This is a genomic window from Streptomyces alfalfae, from assembly GCF_004127445.1.
Classification (GTDB): domain Bacteria; phylum Actinomycetota; class Actinomycetes; order Streptomycetales; family Streptomycetaceae; genus Streptomyces; species Streptomyces alfalfae.
The window spans coordinates 206,412-225,941 of record NZ_QEXM01000043.1 but is presented as its reverse complement, the minus strand read 5'-3'; the positions used below and the strand labels follow the sequence as shown (position 1 = coordinate 225,941).

At 73.0% G+C, this 19,530-nt stretch carries 16 protein-coding genes; 8 read left to right on the top strand and 8 right to left on the bottom strand.

The window, feature by feature from the left end; all coding sequences use genetic code 11:
- Window position 1 precedes the first annotated feature (1 nt).
- Window positions 2-3,685, bottom strand: a complete 3,684-nt coding sequence (locus DCW30_RS23945) for a nitrate reductase subunit alpha (protein ID WP_076683388.1) — start codon at window positions 3,683-3,685, stop codon at window positions 2-4.
- Window positions 3,686-3,944: 259 nt separating this feature from the next.
- On the opposite strand from DCW30_RS23945, the gene DCW30_RS23940 reads away from it, so the two are divergent.
- On the top strand, window positions 3,945-4,376 hold the full coding sequence (locus tag DCW30_RS23940) for a hypothetical protein (protein ID WP_062777593.1): 432 nt from the start codon (window positions 3,945-3,947) through the stop codon (window positions 4,374-4,376).
- A 53-nt stretch (window positions 4,377-4,429) separates the two neighbouring features.
- On the opposite strand, the gene DCW30_RS23935 is transcribed toward DCW30_RS23940, so the two are convergent.
- The gene (locus DCW30_RS23935) at window positions 4,430-5,284 is read right to left on the bottom strand and encodes a helix-turn-helix domain-containing protein (protein WP_079249913.1); all 855 of its coding nucleotides are present in this window, start codon (window positions 5,282-5,284) and stop codon (window positions 4,430-4,432) included.
- Window positions 5,285-5,372: 88 nt separating this feature from the next.
- Here DCW30_RS23935 and DCW30_RS23930 point away from each other — a divergent pair, with 88 nt between their 5' ends.
- The 4 genes from DCW30_RS23930 to DCW30_RS23915 all read left to right on the top strand — a co-directional run bounded on the left by DCW30_RS23930 (window position 5,373) and on the right by DCW30_RS23915 (window position 8,063).
- Window positions 5,373-5,678 (top strand): 4a-hydroxytetrahydrobiopterin dehydratase, encoded by a 306-nt coding sequence (locus tag DCW30_RS23930; RefSeq protein WP_076683386.1) that lies wholly within the window; start codon window positions 5,373-5,375, stop codon window positions 5,676-5,678.
- Window positions 5,679-5,687: 9 nt separating this feature from the next.
- On the top strand, window positions 5,688-6,443 hold the full coding sequence (locus DCW30_RS23925) for a class I SAM-dependent methyltransferase (RefSeq protein ID WP_076683384.1): 756 nt from the start codon (window positions 5,688-5,690) through the stop codon (window positions 6,441-6,443).
- A 143-nt stretch (window positions 6,444-6,586) separates the two neighbouring features.
- Complete coding sequence (locus tag DCW30_RS23920) at window positions 6,587-7,564, top strand: class I SAM-dependent methyltransferase (RefSeq protein ID WP_119271202.1); 978 nt, start codon at window positions 6,587-6,589, stop codon at window positions 7,562-7,564.
- 100 nt (window positions 7,565-7,664) lie between these two features.
- Complete coding sequence (locus DCW30_RS23915) at window positions 7,665-8,063, top strand: CU044_2847 family protein (RefSeq protein WP_232626926.1); 399 nt, start codon at window positions 7,665-7,667, stop codon at window positions 8,061-8,063.
- Between the two features lie 58 nt (window positions 8,064-8,121).
- Here DCW30_RS23915 and DCW30_RS23910 read toward each other — a convergent pair whose 3' ends face one another.
- Window positions 8,122-8,913, bottom strand: coding sequence for an aldo/keto reductase (locus tag DCW30_RS23910; protein ID WP_076688631.1), 792 nt, complete (start codon window positions 8,911-8,913; stop codon window positions 8,122-8,124).
- Between the two features lie 213 nt (window positions 8,914-9,126).
- On the opposite strand from DCW30_RS23910, the gene DCW30_RS23905 reads away from it, so the two are divergent.
- Complete coding sequence (locus DCW30_RS23905; protein WP_076683382.1) at window positions 9,127-9,780, top strand: maleylpyruvate isomerase N-terminal domain-containing protein; 654 nt, start codon at window positions 9,127-9,129, stop codon at window positions 9,778-9,780.
- A gap of 38 nt (window positions 9,781-9,818) precedes the next feature.
- Here DCW30_RS23905 and DCW30_RS23900 read toward each other — a convergent pair whose 3' ends face one another.
- Both DCW30_RS23900 and DCW30_RS23895 read right to left on the bottom strand, forming a co-directional pair.
- Complete coding sequence (locus DCW30_RS23900) at window positions 9,819-11,618, bottom strand: AMP-dependent synthetase/ligase (protein WP_076683380.1); 1,800 nt, start codon at window positions 11,616-11,618, stop codon at window positions 9,819-9,821.
- A gap of 321 nt (window positions 11,619-11,939) precedes the next feature.
- The gene (locus DCW30_RS23895) at window positions 11,940-12,809 is read right to left on the bottom strand and encodes a LysR substrate-binding domain-containing protein (protein ID WP_076683379.1); all 870 of its coding nucleotides are present in this window, start codon (window positions 12,807-12,809) and stop codon (window positions 11,940-11,942) included.
- Window positions 12,810-12,971: 162 nt separating this feature from the next.
- Here DCW30_RS23895 and DCW30_RS23890 point away from each other — a divergent pair, with 162 nt between their 5' ends.
- Complete coding sequence (locus DCW30_RS23890; RefSeq protein ID WP_076688629.1) at window positions 12,972-14,021, top strand: bile acid:sodium symporter family protein; 1,050 nt, start codon at window positions 12,972-12,974, stop codon at window positions 14,019-14,021.
- Here DCW30_RS23890 and DCW30_RS23885 read toward each other — a convergent pair.
- The 3 genes from DCW30_RS23885 to fdhD all read right to left on the bottom strand — a co-directional run bounded on the left by DCW30_RS23885 (window position 13,957) and on the right by fdhD (window position 18,216).
- A complete protein-coding gene (locus DCW30_RS23885; RefSeq protein WP_076683377.1) occupies window positions 13,957-15,210 on the bottom strand; it encodes a DUF4185 domain-containing protein in 1,254 nt (417 codons plus the stop codon). The genes DCW30_RS23890 and DCW30_RS23885 overlap by 65 nt on opposite strands.
- 10 nt (window positions 15,211-15,220) lie before the next feature.
- Window positions 15,221-17,116, bottom strand: coding sequence for a sialidase family protein (locus tag DCW30_RS23880; protein WP_076683375.1), 1,896 nt, complete (start codon window positions 17,114-17,116; stop codon window positions 15,221-15,223).
- A 251-nt stretch (window positions 17,117-17,367) separates the two neighbouring features.
- Window positions 17,368-18,216 carry a formate dehydrogenase accessory sulfurtransferase FdhD gene (gene fdhD, locus DCW30_RS23875; protein ID WP_076683373.1) on the bottom strand — a complete coding sequence of 283 codons (849 nt, stop codon included), beginning with the start codon at window positions 18,214-18,216 and terminating at the stop codon, window positions 17,368-17,370.
- A gap of 365 nt (window positions 18,217-18,581) precedes the next feature.
- Between fdhD and DCW30_RS23870 the strand changes: the two genes are divergently transcribed.
- A complete protein-coding gene (locus DCW30_RS23870) occupies window positions 18,582-19,529 on the top strand; it encodes a beta-ketoacyl-ACP synthase III (protein WP_076683371.1) in 948 nt (315 codons plus the stop codon).
- The last annotated feature ends 1 nt before the right edge of the window (window position 19,530 follow it).

Here is a 19,530-nt window from a genome sequence, read left to right as displayed (position 1 = left end):
CTCAGTACTCCACCTTCTGCGACCTGCGGCGGATGACCGTGACCTCGTCGCGCTGGTTGCCCGTCGGGCCGAGGTAGTTGAACGCCCAGGACAACTGCGCGTAGCCGCCGATGAGATGGGACGGCTTGAGGATCAGCCGGGTCAGGGAGTTGTGGATGCCGCCGCGCTTGCCGGTCGTCTCCGCCTTGGGGACGTTCACCGTGCGCTCCTGGGCGTGGTGCATGTAGACCGTCCCGGCCGGCATGCGGTGCGAGACGATCGCCCGCGCCACCACGACGCCGTTGCGGTTGACCGCCTCGATCCAGTCGTTGTCCCTCACCCCGATCGCCTCCGCGTCCTGCGGCGCCATCCAGATGGACTGCCCGCCGCGCGAGAGCGACAGCATGAACAGGTTGTCCTGGTACTCGGAGTGGATCGACCACTTGTTGTGCGGGGTGAGGTAGCGGACCGTCACCTCCCGCTCGCCGTCGGGCCCGAGCCGTGGCTCCCCGAAGAGGCGGTTCATGTCCAGAGGCGGCCGGTAGACCGGCAGCGCCTCGCCCAGCTCGTGCATCCAGTCGTGGTCGATGAAGAAGTGCTGGCGCCCGGTGAGGGTGTGCCAGGGCTTGAGGTGCTCGGTGTTGAGCGTGAACGCCGTGTAGCGCCGCCCGCCCGACTCACTGCCCGACCACTCCGGCGAGGTGATCACCGGCACCGGCGCCGCCTGCGTGTCGGCGTACGTGACGCGCTTGCCCTCGTGCTCGGCGGCGAGGTGCGCCATCTCCTGCCCGGTGCGGGCCTCCAGCGTGTGGAAGCCCTGCGTCGCCAGGCGTCCGTTGGTCGTCCCCGACAGGGCGAGGATCGTGTTGGCCGCCTTCACGGCGGTGTCCAGGGCGGGGCGGCCGTCGGCGGGGCCGCCGCGCACGACGCCGTTGCGCTGCCGCAGCTCCTCGACCTCCCGGTCGGGGTGGAGCGCGATGCCCTTGGCCGGCAGCCCGAGCCGCTCCACCAGCGGGCCGAGCGCGGCGAACTTCGCGCCGATCGCGGTGTAGTCGCGCTCCACGACCGCCAGGTTGGGCAGGGTCCTGCCCGGCACCGGCTCGCACTCGCCCTTGCGCCAGTCGAGGACGACCCCGCCGGGCTGCGCGGTCTCGCCCGGGGTGTCGTGCTGGAGCGCGGTGGCCACGAGGTCCTTGCGCACGCCCAGGTGGTCCACCGCCAGCTCGCTGAGGCGGTCCGCGAGGGCGCGGAAGGCGTCGAAGTCCGTGCGCGCCTGCCACGGCGGGTCCACGGCCGGGGTGAAGGAGTGCACGTAGGGGTGCATGTCGGTGGTGGACAGGTCGTGCTTCTCGTACCAGGTCGCCGCCGGGAGCACCACGTCGGACAGGAGCGTGGAGGACGTCTGCCGGAAGTCCAGCGACACCAGCAGGTCCAGCTTCCCCTCGGGCGCCTCCTCGCGCCAGGTCACCGTGGAGGGCCGCTCGCCGGGCGCGGCCTCCTCGGCGCGCAGCGCGGAGTGCGTGCCGAGCAGGTGCTTGGTGAAGTACTCGGCGCCCTTGGCGGACGAGCCGAGGAGGTTGGCGCGCCACAGGGTCAGGACGCGCGGCCAGTTCTCGGGGGCGTCCGGGTCCTCGCAGGCGAACCTGAGCGTGCCCGCCTTCAGCTCCTCGACGGCGTCCGCCACGGGGTCGTCGGAGGACGAGGCGAGGTCGAGGGGGTTGCGGTCGAACGTCGGGTACGAGGGCATCCACCCGGAGCGCGCCGACAGGGCCAGGCAGTCGGCCCCCGTCATCCCCGCGAAGCGGCCCTCGCCCAGCGGCGAGGCGAGCACGTCCGCGGCGAACCTGTCGTAACGCCATTGGTCGGTGTTGAGGAACCAGTAGGCCGTGCCGATCATCTGCCGGGGCGGCCTGCTCCAGTCGATGCCGCCGGCCAGCGTCGCCCAGCCGGTGACGGGACGGCACTTCTCCTGGCCCACGTAGTGCGCCCAGCCGCCGCCGTTGCGGCCCTGGCAGCCGGTGAGCTGGAGCAGGGCGAGGAAGGCGCGGTAGATCGTCTCGGAGTGGAACCAGTGGTTGGTGCCGGCGCCCATCAGGATCATGCAGCGCCCGCGCGACTTCTCCGCCGTCGCCGCGAACTCGCGGGCGATCTTCACGCACTTCCCCGCGGGCACCGAGGTCAGGCCCTCCTGCCAGGCGGGCGTGCCGGGCTGCGAGGCGTCCTCGTACGAGGCGGGCCACTCACCCGGCAGCCCCTCGCGCGCCACCCCGTACTGCGCGAGCAGCAGGTCGAAGACCGTGGTGACCAGCGGCCCGTCCTGTCCGCCGAGCCGGGTCGCGGGCACGCCCCTGCGCACCACCTCGCCGCGGCCCTGCCCGTGCGGGCCGCCCTCGGTGTCGAAGCGGGGCAGCGCGACCTCGACGCCCGCGGCCACGGCGGAGCCCTGGAGGGTCAGGAGCGGCTCGATGTCGCCGAGGTCCAGGTTCCACCTGCCCTTGCCGGACTCGGTCCAGCGGAAGCCCAGCGAGCCGTTGGGGACCGCGGGCAGCCCGGTCGTCCCGTCGAGCACCGCCGTCTTCCAGTCACCGCCCTCGCCCGCCTCGCCGAGGTCGGTGGCCCGCAGGAACTTCGCGGGGACGTGGACGCCGTCGCGCTCGGTCAGCGTGACCAGGAAGGGCAGGTCCGTGAATCTGCGCACGTAGTCCGTGAAGAACTCCGTGGTGCGGTCGACGAAGAACTCCTTCAGGACGACGTGCCCCATCGCGATGGCGAGCGCCCCGTCCGTGCCGGGATGCGGGTGCAGCCACTCGTCGGCGAACTTCGCGTTGTCCGCGTAGTCGGGCGCCACGACCACGACCTTCTGCCCGCGGTAGCGCGCCTCCGCCATCCAGTGCGCGTCCGGCGTCCGCGTCACCGGCACGTTGGAGCCCCACATCATCAGATACGCGGCGTCCCACCAGTCACCCGACTCCGGCACGTCGGTCTGGTCGCCGAAGACCTGCGGCGAGGCGACGGGCAGATCGGCGTACCAGTCGTAGAAGGACAGCATCGGCGCGCCGATCAGCCCCATGAAACGGGCCCCCGCGGCGTGCGACACCATCGACATCGCGGGGATGGGCGAGAACCCGGCGACGCGGTCGGGCCCGTACGTCTTGATCGTGTGCACGTGCGCCGCCGCGATGATCTCGACGGCCTCGTCCCAGGTCGCCCGCACCAGGCCGCCCTTGCCGCGCGCCCGCTGGTACCGGCGGCGGCGCTCCGGGTCGCCCTGGATGTCCGCCCAGGCCAGCACCGGGTCCTTCAGGCGCGCCTTCGCCTCGCGGTACATCTCCAGGAGCACGCCGCGCAGATACGGGTAGCGGACGCGGGTGGGGGAGTAGGTGTACCAGGAGAACGCGGCGCCCCGGGGGCAGCCGCGCGGCTCGTACTCGGGGCGGTCGGGGCCGACGCTCGGGTAGTCCGTGGCCTGCGTCTCCCAGGTGATGATGCCGTCCTTGACGTACACCTTCCAGCGGCAGGAGCCCGTGCAGTTCACGCCGTGCGTGGAGTTGACGACCTTGTCGTGGCTCCACCGGTCACGGTAGAAGACGTCCGCGTCCCGGCCGCCGGTCAGCCGCACGCTGTGCAGGTCGGGGGCGGCGTCGCCGCGCCGGAAGAACCTGCCGGCCCGCAGCAGGGCGGCGGCGGGTTCGGTCGTCTCTGTCACCGTGGGGCTCCCTGGGTTGCCTTGTCCCGAACCTAGGGGCGGCCGGGCGCGGGCACCTCTCCGCGGGGGCCGTACGGGTTGCGGGCGGGGGCGCGGCCGGGACAGGGCCCGCGGCATTACCTCACACGTAATCGACCGGTCGGCGCCGGGCCGCCACAGTGGTCTCACCGGGTCCGGTCCGGCGCACTCCGGACCGGCCCCGGGACCCACGACCGCCCGCTCCCGCCGCGTGGAGCGCCGCCGCTTGGAGGCACACCCCATGTCCGCAACGACGTACCCGCTCGCCGGCCTCGCCCGCACCACCGACCCGACCACCATGCTGCGCCGCTTCCTCGCCCTCGACGCGGTCGTGACCGCCGGCAACGGTGTCGCCTACGCCGCCGCGTCAGGACCCCTCGGGCGCTTCCTCGGCGTCGACTCGGGGCTGCTGCTCGGGATCGGCGTCTTCCTCGCCGTCTTCGGCGCGGGCGTCGGCTACCTCGCCGCCCGCAAGAGCCCGCCGACGTTCGGGGTGCGGGCGGTGATCGAGGCCAACACCGTCTGGGCGGTGCTCAGCGTCGTCGCCCTCGCCGTCTGGCTCTCGCCGACCACGGCGGGCACGGTCTGGATCCCGCTCCAGGCCCTGACGGTCGGCGGCTTCGCCGCCCTGCAGTACATGGCGCTGCGCGCGCAGCGGTCGCAGGGCGCCTGAGCCGCCCGCCTCGCACCACCCGGCGGACCGGGAGCCCCCGAGGCCCCGGTCCGCTAGGTCATGCGCGTCTGGAGGTACTTCGTCGTCGCCGGGTCGGCCGGGAGCAGGGTCTCGATGGCCAGTTCCGCGACCGTCACGTCCATCGGGGTGTTGAACGTCGAGATGGACGAGATGAAGGACAGCACGTGCCCGTCGTGCTCGATCCGCAGCGGCAGCGCGAAGTACGGCACGTCCGTCCCCGCGTCGAAGGCGTCCACCCCGGGGTCCGCCACCGGGTACGCGGCCACCTCCTCGTACACCGCGCGCAGGGCGTCGGAGCGCTGGAGCGCGATCTGCCGCTCCATCTGGTGCAGCAGATGGCCCCGCCACTCCCGCAGGTTGCGGATACGGGGGGCGAGGCCCCGCGGGTGCAGCGTGAGCCGCATCGCGTTCGCGGGACTGGCGAGGTCGTCGGGGATGCCCTCCATGAGCATGGCGACGCCGCGGTTGGCCGCGATGACGTCGTACGCCGCGTCGACGACCAGGGCGGGATACGGCTCGTACCCCGTCAGGAGCTGGTCCAGGCCCTCGCGCAGCGTCCCCATCGCGGGGTCCTCCAGCGGGGTCTCCCGGAAGCGGGGCGCGTAACCGGCGGCGAGCAGCAGGGAGTTGCGGTCGCGCACCGGCACGTCGAGGTGGTCGGCCAGGCGCAGGACCAGCTCCTCGCTCGGCCGCGCCCGGCCCGTCTCGATGAAGCTGATGTGCCGTGCGGAGGAGTCCGCGCGCAGGGCCAGCTCCAGCTGGCTGACGCGGCGCCGCTCGCGCCAGCCGCGCAGCAGCGGCCCCACTCCGGTGGCGTTCCCCTTGGTGTGCTGGTCGGCCTTGGCCTTGCCTTTGGTGTTCCCCTTGGCGGGCGCGGCGGTTGTCATACGTAGACGGTAGTCGAAGCCGGTTGTGGCAAGGTGGGACGACCTCGCCGGACATCTCGCGGACTTCCCCGCGGAAGGAGCAGGGCCCATGACCTCCGAACCGCTCTCGCTCAAGGAGATCGAGGACCGCCTCGCCGAACTCCCCGGCTGGGCGCTCGACGACGACAGGATCACCCGTTCGTACCGTCTGGCCTCGCACTTCGCGGCGGCCGCCCTGGTCGTCCACATCGCGCGGACCCAGGACGAACTGGACCACCACGCCGAGACGACGCTCGGGTACGACACCGTGAGCCTCAGCGTGCACACCCACGGCGCGGGCGGCGTCGTCACGGAGAGGGACTTCGAACTCGCCCGCAGGGTGGAGGAGTTGGCCCCCCTCCACGGGGCCGAGTAGGCGTCCGCCGTGCTCGACTACAGCAAGGAAGCCGACCGGTACGACGCCTCACGCGGCGGTGAGCCCCGCGCGGCGGCCGCCGCGAGCGCCGTCCTCGGCCTGCTGCCCGGCGACGCCCGCACCCTCCTCGACGTGGCCTGCGGCACCGGCCTGGTCACCCGGCGGCTCGCGGAGCGCCCCGGGCTGCGGGTGACCGGCGTGGACCGGGCCCACCGCATGGCGCAGAGGGCGGCGGCCCGGCTGCCGGGCGCCGTGGTCATCGGCGACAGCCGGCGCCTGCCCTTCCCCGACGCCTCGTTCGACGCGGTCTGCACGGTGTGGCTGCTGCATCTGCTGCCGGGCCCCGGGGAGGCGGCCTCGATCGTCGCCGAGTGCGCACGCGTGCTGCGGCCCGGCGGGATGTACGTCACCACCGTCGACAAGTCCGCCTCGCACGACGTCGGCAGCGACATCGACCTCGTGCTCGCGCCCCGCCCCGTGCGGCCCGCGGTCGACCGCGCCGAGGCCGTCGAGGCGTACGCGGCGGAGCACGGCATGGCCCCGGCGGGCCGCGCGGGCTTCCCCGGCCACGGTCAGGGGCGCTCGCCGCGCTCCACGGTGGACGACCTGCGCCGGGGATGGTTCACCCAGGTGCCGCCGGACGGGCCGCTGGCCGAGCGGTTCGCGGCGGCGCTCGCGAGGCTGCCGGACCAGGACGTGGCGCGCCCCGACCCGTGGTTCGCGCTGCGGGCGTTCCGCAAGCGGGCCCGCGGGGGCGGGGGATGAGAAGGGCGTGCCCGTAGGGGAAGTGGCCCTTTCGGGGCGGCCAGTTTGCCGGAACGGCAAGGTGAGTTGTCGGAAACCGGGAATGAGTCGCAGGCTGGAGCCGTCCATCCACGAACACGGCGGAACCGAGAGGCGGCAGGCACATGGGGCACTCCCACGGGCACGGGCAGGGGCACGGAATCGGTCGGGGCGACGGCGAGGGACGCCCGCACGGCCACGGCCACGGCCACGGCCACGGCCACGGCCACGGCCACGGACACGGGCACGGCCACGGCCACGGCGGTGACATGGACTGGGCGGCGATGGGCGAGATGCTGGAGCGCTACGCCGAGATCGCCGCGCCGATGTACGGCGAGACCGCCGGCTGGCTGCGCCGCTGGGCGCCGGAGCCCGGCGTGGTGGTGGACGTCGGCAGCGGACCCGGCGCCATCTCCTTCCTGCTGGCCGAGGCGTTCCCGAAGGCGCGGATCGTCGCCGCCGACCCCGAGGAACCCCTCCTGGAACGGGCCCGTGAACGCGCCGCCCGCGAAGGCCTCACCGACCGCTTCGGCACGGTGCGCGCGGCCCTGCCCGACGCCATCGACGACGTGCCGACCGCCGACCTCCTGTGGCTCTGCAAGTCCCTGCACCACGTCGGCGACCAGGGCGCGGCGCTCAAGGCCCTCGCCGGGCGCCTGGCGCCCGGCGGGGTGATCGCGCTCCTGGAGGGCGGCCTGAGCGCCCGCTACCTGCCCCGCGACATCGGCTTCGGCCGCCCGGGGCTGCTGTCCCGCCTGGAGGCGTCGGACGAGAAGTGGTTCGCCGAGATGCGCTCCGGCCTGCCGGGCTCACAGGACGCCGCGGAGGACTGGCCCGCGCTCCTGACCGCCGCGGGCCTGCGCCACGTCGCCACGCGCAGCTTTCTCCTCGACCTGCCGGCCCCGGTCTCCGAGAAGGCCCGCGCCCATGTGGTGCAGGAGTTCACGCGCCGCCGCGAGATGCACGAGGACCGCCTCGACGCCGACGACCTCGCCACCGTCGACCGCCTCCTGGACGAGGACGACCCGCGGAGCCTGCACCACCGCTCCGACCTCTTCCTGCTGACGGCCCAGACCGCTCATGTGGCGGTCAAGAGCGGCTGACCGCGTCAACCACCGCTCATACGGGCCCCGTTGACGTAACGTCGAGGGGAGCGCCGGAGGCCGCGAGGGCCCCGGCGGCCCGGCGAGGGAGGACCGCCACGTGACCGAGCTGATGCGCTGGGAGTCCGACGAGGGGCCCGTCGTGGTCGAGGTGGACTCCGGGGACCCCGGCGTCAGGTCGGTGTCGCGGCGCGGCGAGCACGACGAGATCCACGACGTCGAGGGCCGCTTCGAATCGGCCCTGCACAACGTACGCGGAGCCGCGATGTCCGCCCTGCGCACCTTCCGCGAACGGTCCCTCGACCCCGACGCCATCGAACTCGAATTCGGCGTCAAGCTGAGCGCGGCGGCGGGGGCGGTCATCGCCAGGACGGCGGCGGAGGGCCACCTGACGGTCCGGCTCAGCTGGACCCGGCGGACGCCGCCGCCCGGCGACGACGAGGCCGCGGCCGTCGCCGACCGCACGGAAGCGGCCCGGCGGCAGGAGCGCAACCCCTGAAACCACCGGGCCGGGACCCTCACGGAAGGGTGAGGACGCCACAAGGCGAGGGCGGGGCCTACGCCACGTCGAACGTGGCCGGGTCCGGACCCAGCCTGCGGTCCTCGTTCAGGGCGGAGATCGCCGCCATGTCCTCGGGGTCGAGCTCGAAACCGAAGACGTCGATGTTCTCCTTGATCCGGGACGGGGTCACGGACTTGGGGATCACCACGTTGCCGAGCTGGATGTGCCAGCGCAGCACGACCTGGGCGGGCGTGCGCCCGTGCTTCTGGGCGATCGCGACGATCGCGGGTACTTCCAGGAGGCCCTTGCCCTGGCCGAGCGGCGACCACGCCTCGGTGGCGATGCCCTGCTCGGCGTGGAACTCGCGGGAGGCGCGCTGCTGCAGGTGCGGGTGGAGTTCGATCTGGTTGACGGCGGGGACGACCGACGTCTCGGAGATCAGCTTCTCCAGGTGCTCGGGCAGGAAGTTCGAGACGCCGATGGACTTGGCGCGGCCGTCGGCCCGGATCTTCTCGAACGCCTTGTACGTGTCGATCGCGAGGCCCTTGGACGGCAGGGGCCAGTGGATCAGGTACAGGTCCACGTACTCCAGGCCGAGCTTCTCCAGGGAGCTGTCGAAGGCGCGGAGCGTCGCGTCGTAGCCCTGGTCGCTGTTCCAGAGCTTCGTGGTGACGAACAGTTCCTCACGGGCCACGCCGGAGGCGGCGATGGCCTTGCCCGTGCCCCTCTCGTTCTCGTAGATGGCCGCGGTGTCGATGCTGCGGTACCCGGCCTCCAGGGCCGTCGTGACCGCCGTCTCGGCCTCGTCGTCCGGCACCTGCCAGACGCCGAAACCGAGCTGGGGCATCTCGACGCCGTCGTTCAGGATGATCGGGGGGACCTTGCTCACGAGCTCTCGATCCTTCGTTGGGTTCGTCGGGTGGTACTTCCATGGTCAACGATCAGTGGCGATGCCGCATTCCTGAGCGGGGGCACACCTTCCACTTTCTTCCACGGGACGCGCCCGGATGACGCGCCCCGATCGGTTGTCCATCGGTCCTGTGCGGCATACCGTGCCCGGGTGGATCTCTTCTCACACTCCTGGACGGCGCTGCGCACCGCGGTCGCCGAGCTGCCCGACGAGGACTTCGCACGGCCTTCGGGATGTGCCGGATGGCTCGTCCGCGACCTGGCGTGCCACCTGGTCATCGACGCCCAGGACGTCCTGATCACCCTGGTCACGCCCGCCGGCTCCGAGCCGACCGCGGACGCGGCCACCTACTGGGAGCTGGTCGAGCCGCCGACCGGCGACGACCCGCTCGACGCCCTGACGCCGCGCCTCGCCGCCGCCTACGGCGAGCCGTGGCTGCTGAAGTTCCACCTCGACGACGTCGGTGCGGCCGCGGGGCGGGCCGCCGCTCTCGCCGACCCGGCGGCCCGCGTGAGCACCAAGGACCAGGTCCTGACCGTCGGCGACTACCTCTCCGCGTACGTCCTGGAGTGGACCCTGCACCACGTGGACCTGATCGCGCACCTGCCCGCGGTCGCCGGGCCGTCCGCCGAGAGCCTCGCGGCGGCGCGCGCCCTGCTGGAGCGGATCGCGGGCGTCCGGTTCCCCGGCGCGCTCTCGGACACCGACGCGCTGCTCGTGGGCACCGGGCGCCGCCCGCCGACCGAGGCGGAGACGGCGGCCCTCGGGGAGACGGCCGGACGGCTGCCGTTCGTCGTCGGCTGAGCCGCCGGACGCGGCACCCCGGCGGCGGGAGGCCCGGCCTAGGTGTTGTACAGCGCCTCGACCTCGGCCTCGTACGCCGTCTCGATCGCCTTGCGCTTCAGCTTCAGGGACGGTGTGAGCAGTCCGTGCTCCTCGCTGAACTGGTGCGCCAGTATCCGGAACGTCCTGATCGACTCGGCCTGGGAGACGAGGGTGTTGGCGGCGACCACGGCCCGGCGCACCTCGGTCTCCAGGTCCGGGTCGCGCACCAGCTCGCCGGGCGGCAGCATCGGCTTGCGGCGCATGGCCATCCAGTGCTCCACGGCCTCCGCGTCCAGCGTGACGAGCGCGGCGATGTACGGGCGGTCGTTGCCCACGAGGATGCACTGAGCGACCAGCGGGTGGTCGCGCACCCGCTCCTCCAGCCGGGCCGGCGAGACGCTCTTGCCGCCGGACGTCACCAGGATCTCCTTCTTGCGCCCGGTGATCGTGAGGTAGCCGTCCTCGTCGAGCGCGCCCAGGTCACCGGTGGCGAGCCAGCCGTCGCGCAGGCTCGCGCCGGTGGACCTGGGGTCGTTGTGGTAGCCCTGGAAGATGTTGCCGCCGTGCAGCCAGACCTCGCCGTCGTCCGCGATGCGCACGGTGGTGCCCGGGATGGCCTGGCCCACCGTGCCGTACCGGGTGCGCTCGGGCGGGTTGGCGGTCGCCGCCGCCGATGACTCGGTGAGCCCGTAGCCCTCGTAGATCGTCACGCCCGCGCCCGCGAAGAACAGGCCGAGCCTGCGGTCCATGCCCGAGCCGCCCGACATCGCGTGCCGCACCCGGCCGCCCATCGCCTCGCGCACCTTGGAGTAGACGAGCTTGTCGAAGAGCTGGTGCTGCACGCGCAGCGCGGCCGAGGGCCCGGGGCCCGTGCCGAAGGCCCTGGCCTCCATCGCGTCGGCGTACCGCACGGCGCACTCGACGGCCTTGTCGAACGCGCCCGCCTTGCCGTCCCGCTCCGCCTTGCGCCGCGCCGCGTTGAAGACCTTCTCGAAGATGTACGGCACGGCCAGGATGAACGAGGGCCGGAACGCCGCGAGGTCGGGCAGGAGCGCCGCCGCGTTGAGGTTCGGCTGGTGGCCCATCCTGACCCGGCCGCGCACCGCCGCGATCTGCACCATGCGGCCGAAGACGTGCGCCAGGGGCAGGAAGAGCAGCGTGGTCGCCTCGTCGCCCCGCTTGGAGTGGAAGACCGGCTCCCATCGGCCGACCATCGTGTCCGCCTCGAACATGAAGTTCCCGTGGGAGATCAGACAGCCCTTGGGGCGGCCCGTGGTGCCCGAGGTGTAGATGATCGTGGCGATGGAGTCCGGTGTGACGGCGCGGCGGTGGCGGTGCACCACCTCGTCGTCGATGTCACGGCCGGCCGCGTTCAGCTCGCCGACGGCGTCGACGTCGAGCTGCCAGAGCCTGCGCAGCCGCGGCAGCCGGTCGATGACCGAGCCGACCGTCATCGCGTGGTCCTCGTGCTCCACCATCGCGGCCGTGACCTGCGCGTCGTGCAGCATCCAGAGGACCTGTTCGGCGGAGGACGTCGGATAGACCGGCACCACCTGGGCGCCGATGGCCCAGAGCGCGAAGTCGAAGAGCGTCCACTCGTAGCGGGTGCGGGACATGATGGCCACGCGGTCGCCGAACCGGACGCCCTGCGCGATCAGGCCCTTGGCGAGGGCCAGCACCTCGTCGCGGAACGCGCCCGAGGTGACGTCGGCCCACCGCCCGTCGGCCTTGCGGCCGAAGGCGATGCGCAGCGGGTCCTCGACGGCGTGGTCGAACACGGCGTCGGCGAGGCCGCCCACCAGCGGCGCCGATGCCATCGGAGGATTCGAGAACTCGCGCAATGATGCTCCTTGTGGCGCTCCGCACAGCGCCGTGACCGTACCCCACGGCGCGCGCCTCCGGGAGGGGGCAGCCGGGCGTCCGGTATGGACCATCGGCACAGGTCAGCCCCGGAAAATGGGGTGACAAGGGGAAGGGCGGGACAGAACTACTTACGCTGGAGTAAGTTTCGGATCCGCAATCTCCACCGAATCTGTACGCGGGGGCCACGGCCCCCGGCGAATCTGTGCCGGCCGGCCACGGCTCACGCCGCGGCCCGCCTTTCCGGGCCGCTGGGCCGACCCCTGCCGGGTGCCCGGTCAGCGGCGGGTCCTGTGCAGTCGGTCGCCGCCCGCCAGGATCGACGCCGCCAGCGCGTCGGCGGCGTCCTGCGCGTCCGCGCGGCGTTCGCCGTGCAGCAGCACGAAGTCGACCCGGCCCAGCTCCGGCAGGCCCGCCCGGTCGGGGACCTGGGCCAGGCCCGGCGGGATCAGGCCCCGTGAGTGCGCCATGACGCCGAGGCCCGCGCGGGCCGCCGCCACCAGGCCGTTCAGGCTGCCGCTCGTACAGGCCACGCGCCACGCGCGGCCGCGCCGCTCCAGCGCCTCGAAGGCGAGGGCGCGGGTGATGCCGGGCGGCGGGTAGACGATCAGCGGGACCGGGCGCTCGGGGTCGAGGCGCAGCCGCTCGGAGCCGATCCACACCAGGTCGTCCTGCCAGACCAGCTCCCCGCGCGGGTCCTCCGGGCGTCGCTTGGCGAGCACGAGGTCGAGCTTGCCCGCGGCGAGCCGCTCGTGGAGCGTGCCGGACAGCTCGACGGTCAGCTCCAGGTCCACGTCGGGGTGGTCGTGCCGGAAGGTCTCCAGGATGTCGGTGAGCCGCGTCAGGACGAAGTCCTCCGACGCCCCGAACCGCAGCCGCCCGCCGAGCCGCGTCCCGGCGAAGAACGCCGCCGCCTGCTCGTGCGCCGTGAGGATGCGGCGCGCGAAGACGAGCATCGCGTCGCCGTCCTCCGTCAGCTCCACGGAGTGGGTGTCGCGGGTGAACAGCTGCCGGCCCGTGGCGTCCTCCAGGCGGCGCACGTGCTGGCTCACCGTGGACTGCCGCAGGCCGAGGCGCCGGGCGGCCTGCGTGAAACTCAGCGTCTGGGCGACCGCGAGGAACGTGCGGAGCTGCGAGGGGTCGTACACACCGAGCCATCCTAGCGCCGCCCATCATGAACCGCGATGACAGTCAGAGCGGTATACGGGATTCCCGATGTCCCTGGTCAGGAGCATCATGGGGGCCGTACCGCCGCCCCTCGCCGAGACCGATGCGGGGCGGCTCCGAACGCCAGTGGAGCAGTGAACACCGTGAAACGCCTGAAGTGGCCGTCCTGGATGCCGGTCGACCCCTACATCGCGGCGCTGCTCGCGACCGTCGGGATCGCCGCCCTCCTCCCCGCGCGCGGCACCGGTGCCGACATCGCGTCAGGGGCGTCCACCGCGGCCGTCTCCTTCCTGTTCTTCCTCTACGGCGCGCGGCTCTCCACCCGCGAGGCGCTCGACGGGCTCAAGCACTGGCGGCTGCACGTCACCGTCCTCGCCAGTACGTTCGTCGTCTTCCCGCTGCTCGGCCTCGCGGGCAAGGGGCTCGTGCCGTGGCTCCTCACCCCCGCCCTGTACAGCGGCTTCCTCTTCCTCACCCTCGTGCCCTCGACGATCCAGTCGTCCATCGCCTTCACCTCCATGGCCCGCGGCAACGTCCCCGCGGCGATCTGCGCCGGCTCCTTCTCCTCGCTGGCCGGCATCGTGCTCACCCCGCTGCTCGCCGCCGCGCTGCTCGGCGACAGCGGCGGCGGCTTCTCGGCGGACTCCGTCGTGGAGATCGTGTTGCACCTGCTCGTGCCGTTCGTCGCCGGGCAGGCGCTGCGCCGCTGGGTCGGCGGCTTCGTCACCCGGCACAAGAAGGCCCTCGGACACGTCGACCGGGGGGCGATCCTGCTCGTCGTCTACACCGCGTTCAGCGAGGGCATGGTGGAGGGCATCTGGCGCCAGGTGACCCCGTGGCGGCTGCTCGCGCTGCTCGGCGTCGAAGCGGTGCTGCTCGCCGCGATGCTGGCGCTGACCTGGTATGGCGCCAAGAGGCTCGGCTTCGGCCGCGCGGACCGTGTCGCGATCCAGTTCGCCGGTTCCAAGAAGTCCCTCGCGGCCGGGCTGCCGATGGCGACCGTGCTGTTCGGCGCCGACGCCTCCCTCGCCGTGCTGCCGCTGATGCTCTTCCACCAGATGCAGCTCATGGTCTGCGCGGTCATCGCCAAGCGCCGCTCGCGCGACACCCACGACGAGTCCTGGCCCGTCAGCGGCGTTCGGACAGCCGCAGGGTCACGAACCGCGGCCGGTACAGCGACACGTTCCGGTTGATGTTCGCCTGGGCGCTCGCGGGCACCGGGTCGAGCCAGTTGACGTCGTAGCTCAGCACCACCCGGCCGTCCTTCCCGAGCGCCGGATGGGCCTGCGGGTTGTAGGCGGCCGTGTCCTGCCGGGCCGCGCCGTCCTTCGGCAGGGGCGCCTCGAAGGCCTTGGCGGGGCCGTGCCAGGGCCCGGTCGGCGAGCAGGCCCAGTACGACGTGACGTCGGTCAGGCCCTTCGCCCCGGCCGCCATCGTGAACAGCACGTACGTGCCCTTCTCGCGCACCACGGTGAAGGCGCTGCCCACCCCCTTCTGCCCGCCGTCGCCGAGAACCGGCCGCGACGCGCCCGCACGCCCCCACTCCTCGCCGTCCCAGTACTCCCACGCGGAGGCGTCGGCGAGCCTGCCGTGCGGGACGCGCGCCAGGTGGGCGTGGGAGGTGGGGCGCGAGGCGGCCTGCGCGTCCGTGCCGCCGAAGACGTACGTCCAGCCGTCGCCGTCGACGGTGGTGGTGCCGTACAGGACCCGCTTCTCCGGGTCCGCCACGCCCTGCTGGTCGGAGACCTTCACGATGGACTCCACGCGCAGGTCGGGCAGGGAGAGCGTGGCGACCTCGGTAGCCATCGGGACGCCGTAGATCCAGGGCCCCTGGCTCGCCATCCGGCTCCACAGCAGGACGCGTACGACCTTCTCCTCCGCGTCCGGCGAGCGCGGCTCGACGCGTGCCGCCACCGGCCAGCGCCACTGCTGGGGCGCCGGGTCGGGGAAGAGCGGGGCGGCCAGGGTGCGCCGCAGGGTGCCGGAGCGGGACATCACCACGGCGGAGTTGCGGACCATCGGGGCGCTGTCGTCCCGCCAGGTGTGGGGCTGGCCCGCCGGGTTGGGCGGGGCGTGCACCCGGCCGAGGAAGGTGTCGGAGAACAGCCACAGGACCCGCCCGTCGGGGAGCCGCACCGAGTGGGTGCCGTCGCCGCCGGTCCAGTCGTCGGTGCGCGCCATGTCGTCGCCGTAGCGCGCGAACTCCCCGGTGACCCCGTCGGCGGCCGACCAGGCGCCGACGGTGCGGGGCCGGCATGCCGCTGCGCCCTGCCGCTCGTCCTCCGGCAGGGCGATGAGCAGGACGGCGGCGCAGGCCAGGACGAGCAGCAGGACCAACCAGGTCCCGCGGCCCGTCCGGCCGGGGCGTTCTCGGACCGACACTCCCGGGACGTTAGTTGCTGCCGTGCACACGGTCCATGGGGAGTCTGACGACGGTGTCCCGTTTCACAGCGGAACCCCCGGCGCCCAGGTCGGCCACCTCGGCTTCGCTCAACGCCCTTCCGTACAGCCGCACTTCGTCGATCGCCCCGGTGAAGTGGGCGCGGCTGTCGAGCCGCTGGCCGACGTGGACGCCGAAGGGCGAGGTGCGGCTGACGGAGCCGGGGACGTCGGCGACGGAGACGGGGTTCCCGTCCAGGAAGAGCGTCAGGCGGCCCTCACCCGCCTCCCGCTCCCGGCGCAGCACGATGTGGTGCCACTGGCCGTCGTTGTACGCGCCCGTCGTGCGCACCGAGGCGGACCTCGGCGGGGTGGAGCCCTGCCGCGTCGTCATCAGGCCGGTGATCCGGTCGCTCGCGGGCTCGCCGCGCAGCCACACCTGCGGCTGGTTGTTCCCTATGCCGCCCATCCACAGCAGCGGCTGCTCGCCGCTGGTCGCGGAGTAGCGGAACCACAGGGAGGCGGTGAAGTCGCCCGCCCCGCGCGGCAGCCGGGTGCGGAAGGGCAGCCGTACCGCGTCGTCCGAGCCGTCGAGGGCGAGCGCGCCGCCGAACCGCCCCTCGGTCCTACCGGCCCCGCCGAGCACGGCGGCGGCGCGGGCGCCCGGTGCGTGGTCGGGTGTGGTGGGGTCGGGACCGCGGCGCGGCTTCAGCCAGTCCTCGGTGAAGCGCGCGAAGCGGATCTCGTCGCGCGCGTCGACGGCGCCGCCCTCGTACAGCAGCCCGACGTGCCGGCTGTCGGCGTGCACCATGTCGGAGTAGCCCGACCAGTCGGTGGTCACCGTCGTGCCCCGGTCGACGCTGTCCCAGGTGCGCCCGCCGTCGTAGGAGGAGCGGACCTGCATGGTGCGGCGGCGGTCGGGGTCGGCGGGGCAGGCGAGCAGCATCCGCCCGCCGAACCGCAGCACGGACCCCTGCACCTGCGGCGTGTACAGGTCGGGGATCGCTCGGAAGGGCGCGGCGAAGGAGTCCCCGCCGTCCCGGCTCACCGCGTGGCTGCGGTGCCCGAGGTCGGTGCCGTCCTGTTCCCGCGCGCTGACGTAGACGGCTCCGTCGGGCCGCTCGGTGAGCGTCATCTCCGAGGGCTTCTGACGGAACGTGCCGTCGTCGGCGACCGGATACGAGTCCTTGGCGCCGATCTTCCAGTGGTCGCCGCCGTCGTCGCTGACGATCAGCGCGGCGTGGTTGGCGGAGATGCGGCCGTGCTCGTAGGACTCCGCGTTGACAGCGAAGGCCAGCCGGCCCGCGTGCCGGCCGCGGGTGAGCTGGATGCCGTGCACGGGGCCCGTCGCGTACCAGGAGTTCCACTCCTCCGGCAGGATCTCGTCGCTCAGGTCGCGCGGCCGGGACCAGGTGCGGCCGTCGTCGTCGCTGTGCTGGAGGTGAGGTGTCCGGTCGCACGGTATGTCGCAGTTCCCGGCGTCCGTGCGACCGGTGTTGTACGTCTCGGCGAGGAGGATCCGGCCGCTCTCGCGGTCGACGACCGGCGCGGGGTTGCCGTGGGTGTCGCCCGCGCCCTCGTTGACGACCTGGAGCGGGCCCCAGGTGCGGCCGCCGTCGTGCGACCGCTTGAGGACGAGGTCTATGTCGCCCGCGTCCCCGCAGTTGTCCACCCGCCCCTCGGCGAAGGCGAGCAGGGTGCCCTTGACCGTCCGCACGACGGCGGGGATGCGGAAGCAGGCGTAACCGGGGTCCTGGGAGGCCTTGAACAGTACCTGCTGCTCGAAGGCGGGCGCCCTCTCGGCGGCCCGCGCGGCGGGCGCGGGCAGCAGGGCGCCGACGGCGACGGCGGTCAGGACGGCGGTGGCGGCGCGGAAGGGTCTGAGACGTGAACGGAGACGCGATGACATGGTGCGGCCCGCCTTTCGTGGCGACGGCGACGGCGACTCATGGCGATGACGGTGCGGGGGTGCTCGGGATGCTGCGGCGCACACGGGGTTGCAGACGACAGGACATCCTGACATCCCACGTCCGACGTTCGCGCCACCGACGCTACTGGCGCCGCCACGCGCCCCACAAGAACCGCGCGCCCGCGGAATCAACGGAACCCGTTCAGGGGATCGGCACGGCCTCCGCCCGCCGCGCGGGGAAGGCGTACGGATCACCCCCGGTCGGCCGTCGCCCCCAGGGCGACCCGGTGTCCGCCCGCGTAGATGTTCATGGAGGGGCCCCGGAGGAAGCCGATCAGGGTGAGGTCGCTCTCGGTGGCCAGGTCCACGGCGAGTGAGGACGGGGCCGAGACCGCGGCGAGGACCGGGATGCCGGCCATCACCGCCTTCTGGGCGAGCTCGAAGGAGGCGCGCCCGGAGACGAGGAGGACCGAGCGGGACAGCGGGAGCCGCCCGTCCCGGAGCGCACGCCCGACGAGCTTGTCGACGGCGTTGTGCCGCCCCACGTCCTCCCGTATGTCGAGCAGTTCGCCCTCCTCGGAGAAGAGCGCCGCCGCGTGCAGGCCCCCCGTGCGGTCGAAGACCCGCTGGGACTCGCGCAGCCGGTCGGGCAGGCCCGCCAGCACGTCGACGCCGAGCCGGACCGGGGGAGCGTCGGCGATCGGGAAGCGGGCCGTGGTGCGGACCGCGTCCAGGCTCGCCTTGCCGCACAGACCGCAGGAGGAGGTCGTGTACACGTTGCGTTCGAGCGTGATGTCGGGGAGCACGACGCCGGGGGCGGTCCGCACGTCCACGACGTTGTACGTGTTGACGCCCTCGGCGGTCGCCCCCGCGCAGTAGACGATCGACTGGAGGTCGTCGGCGCCGCCGAGCACACCCTCGCTGACCAGGAACCCGGCGGCCAGCGCGAAGTCGTCGCCCGGCGTGCGCATGGTGATGGCGAGCGGCTTGCCGTTCAGCCGGATCTCCAGCGGCTCCTCGGCGACGAGCGTGTCGGGCCGCTCGGAGACGTGCCCGTCGCGGATGCGGATGACCTTGCGTCGCTCGGTGACTCGTCCCATGGCTTGTCAGTCCCGGTTCTGTCCGTGCTGGTGGCCGAATCGGCCCTTGAAGCAGAGGTGATGGCGGATCACCCGGTCCGCCGTGCGGCGGGCGACCACGGTCTCATTGTCCTGCACATGGAGGCCCGCGCCCGCAGGCGACTCGTCCCCCTACCCGCCGCCGGACCGGCCATGGCTCCGCGCACGGACCGTCACTCCGCGTGCGGACTCGCACACTCGGTCACCCGCCTCATCGGAGGGTGAACGGATCATGAGAAGCATCCAAAGCGGAAGCGGCTTTCCTGTCGCTTTACCTGCACCGTTACTCGTCAGTCGCTGACCAGACTGGAGGGTCCCGCATCTCCGGCAACAAGGGGGACCCGCCCATGCACGGCTCACGCATCGTCGCCGTCGGCCACTATCAGCCCGCCAGAACCCTCACCAACGAGGACCTGGCGGAGCTGGTCGACACGAGCGACGAGTGGATCCGCTCCCGGGTGGGCATCCGCACCCGTCACATCGCGGGCCCCGAGGAGCCGGTCGACGAGCTGGCCGCGCACGCCGGCGGCAAGGCCCTGGCCGCCGCCGGGCTGACCGCCGATGCGATCGACCTGGTCCTCGTCGCGACCTCCACGGCGATCGACCGCTCGCCCAACATGGCCGCCCGGGTCGCCGCGCGCCTCGGCATCCCCTCGCCCTGCGCCATGGACGTCAACGTCGTCTGCGCCGGCTTCACACACGCCCTCGCCACCGCCGACCACACCGTCCGCGCGGGCGCCGCGACCCGCGCCCTCGTCATCGGCGCGGACAAGATGTCCGAGGTCACCGACTGGACGGACCGCACGACCTGCGTGCTGACCGGGGACGGCGCGGGCGCCACCGTCATCGAGGCGTGCCCGCCCGGCGAGGAGCCCGGCATCGGCCCCGTCCTGTGGGGCTCGGTGCCCGAGATGGGCAACGCCGTACGCATCGAGGGCACCCCTCCCCGCTTCGCCCAGGAGGGCCAGAGCGTCTACCGCTGGGCGACCACCCGGCTGCCGCCGCTCGCCCGCGAGGCCTGCGAGCGCGCCGGGCTCACCCCCGCCGACCTGGCCGGAGTCGTCCTGCACCAGGCCAATCTGCGGATCATCGAGCCGCTCGCCGAGCGCATCGGCGCGACGCACGCGGTCGTCGCCCGCGATGTCATCGAGTCCGGCAACACCTCGGCCGCGAGCATCCCGATGGCCCTGTCCAAGCTGGTCGAACGGGGGGAACTCCGTTCCGGCGACCCGGTCCTGCTCTTCGGCTTCGGCGGAAACCTCTCGTACGCGGGCCAGGTCGTGCGCTGTCCGTAGC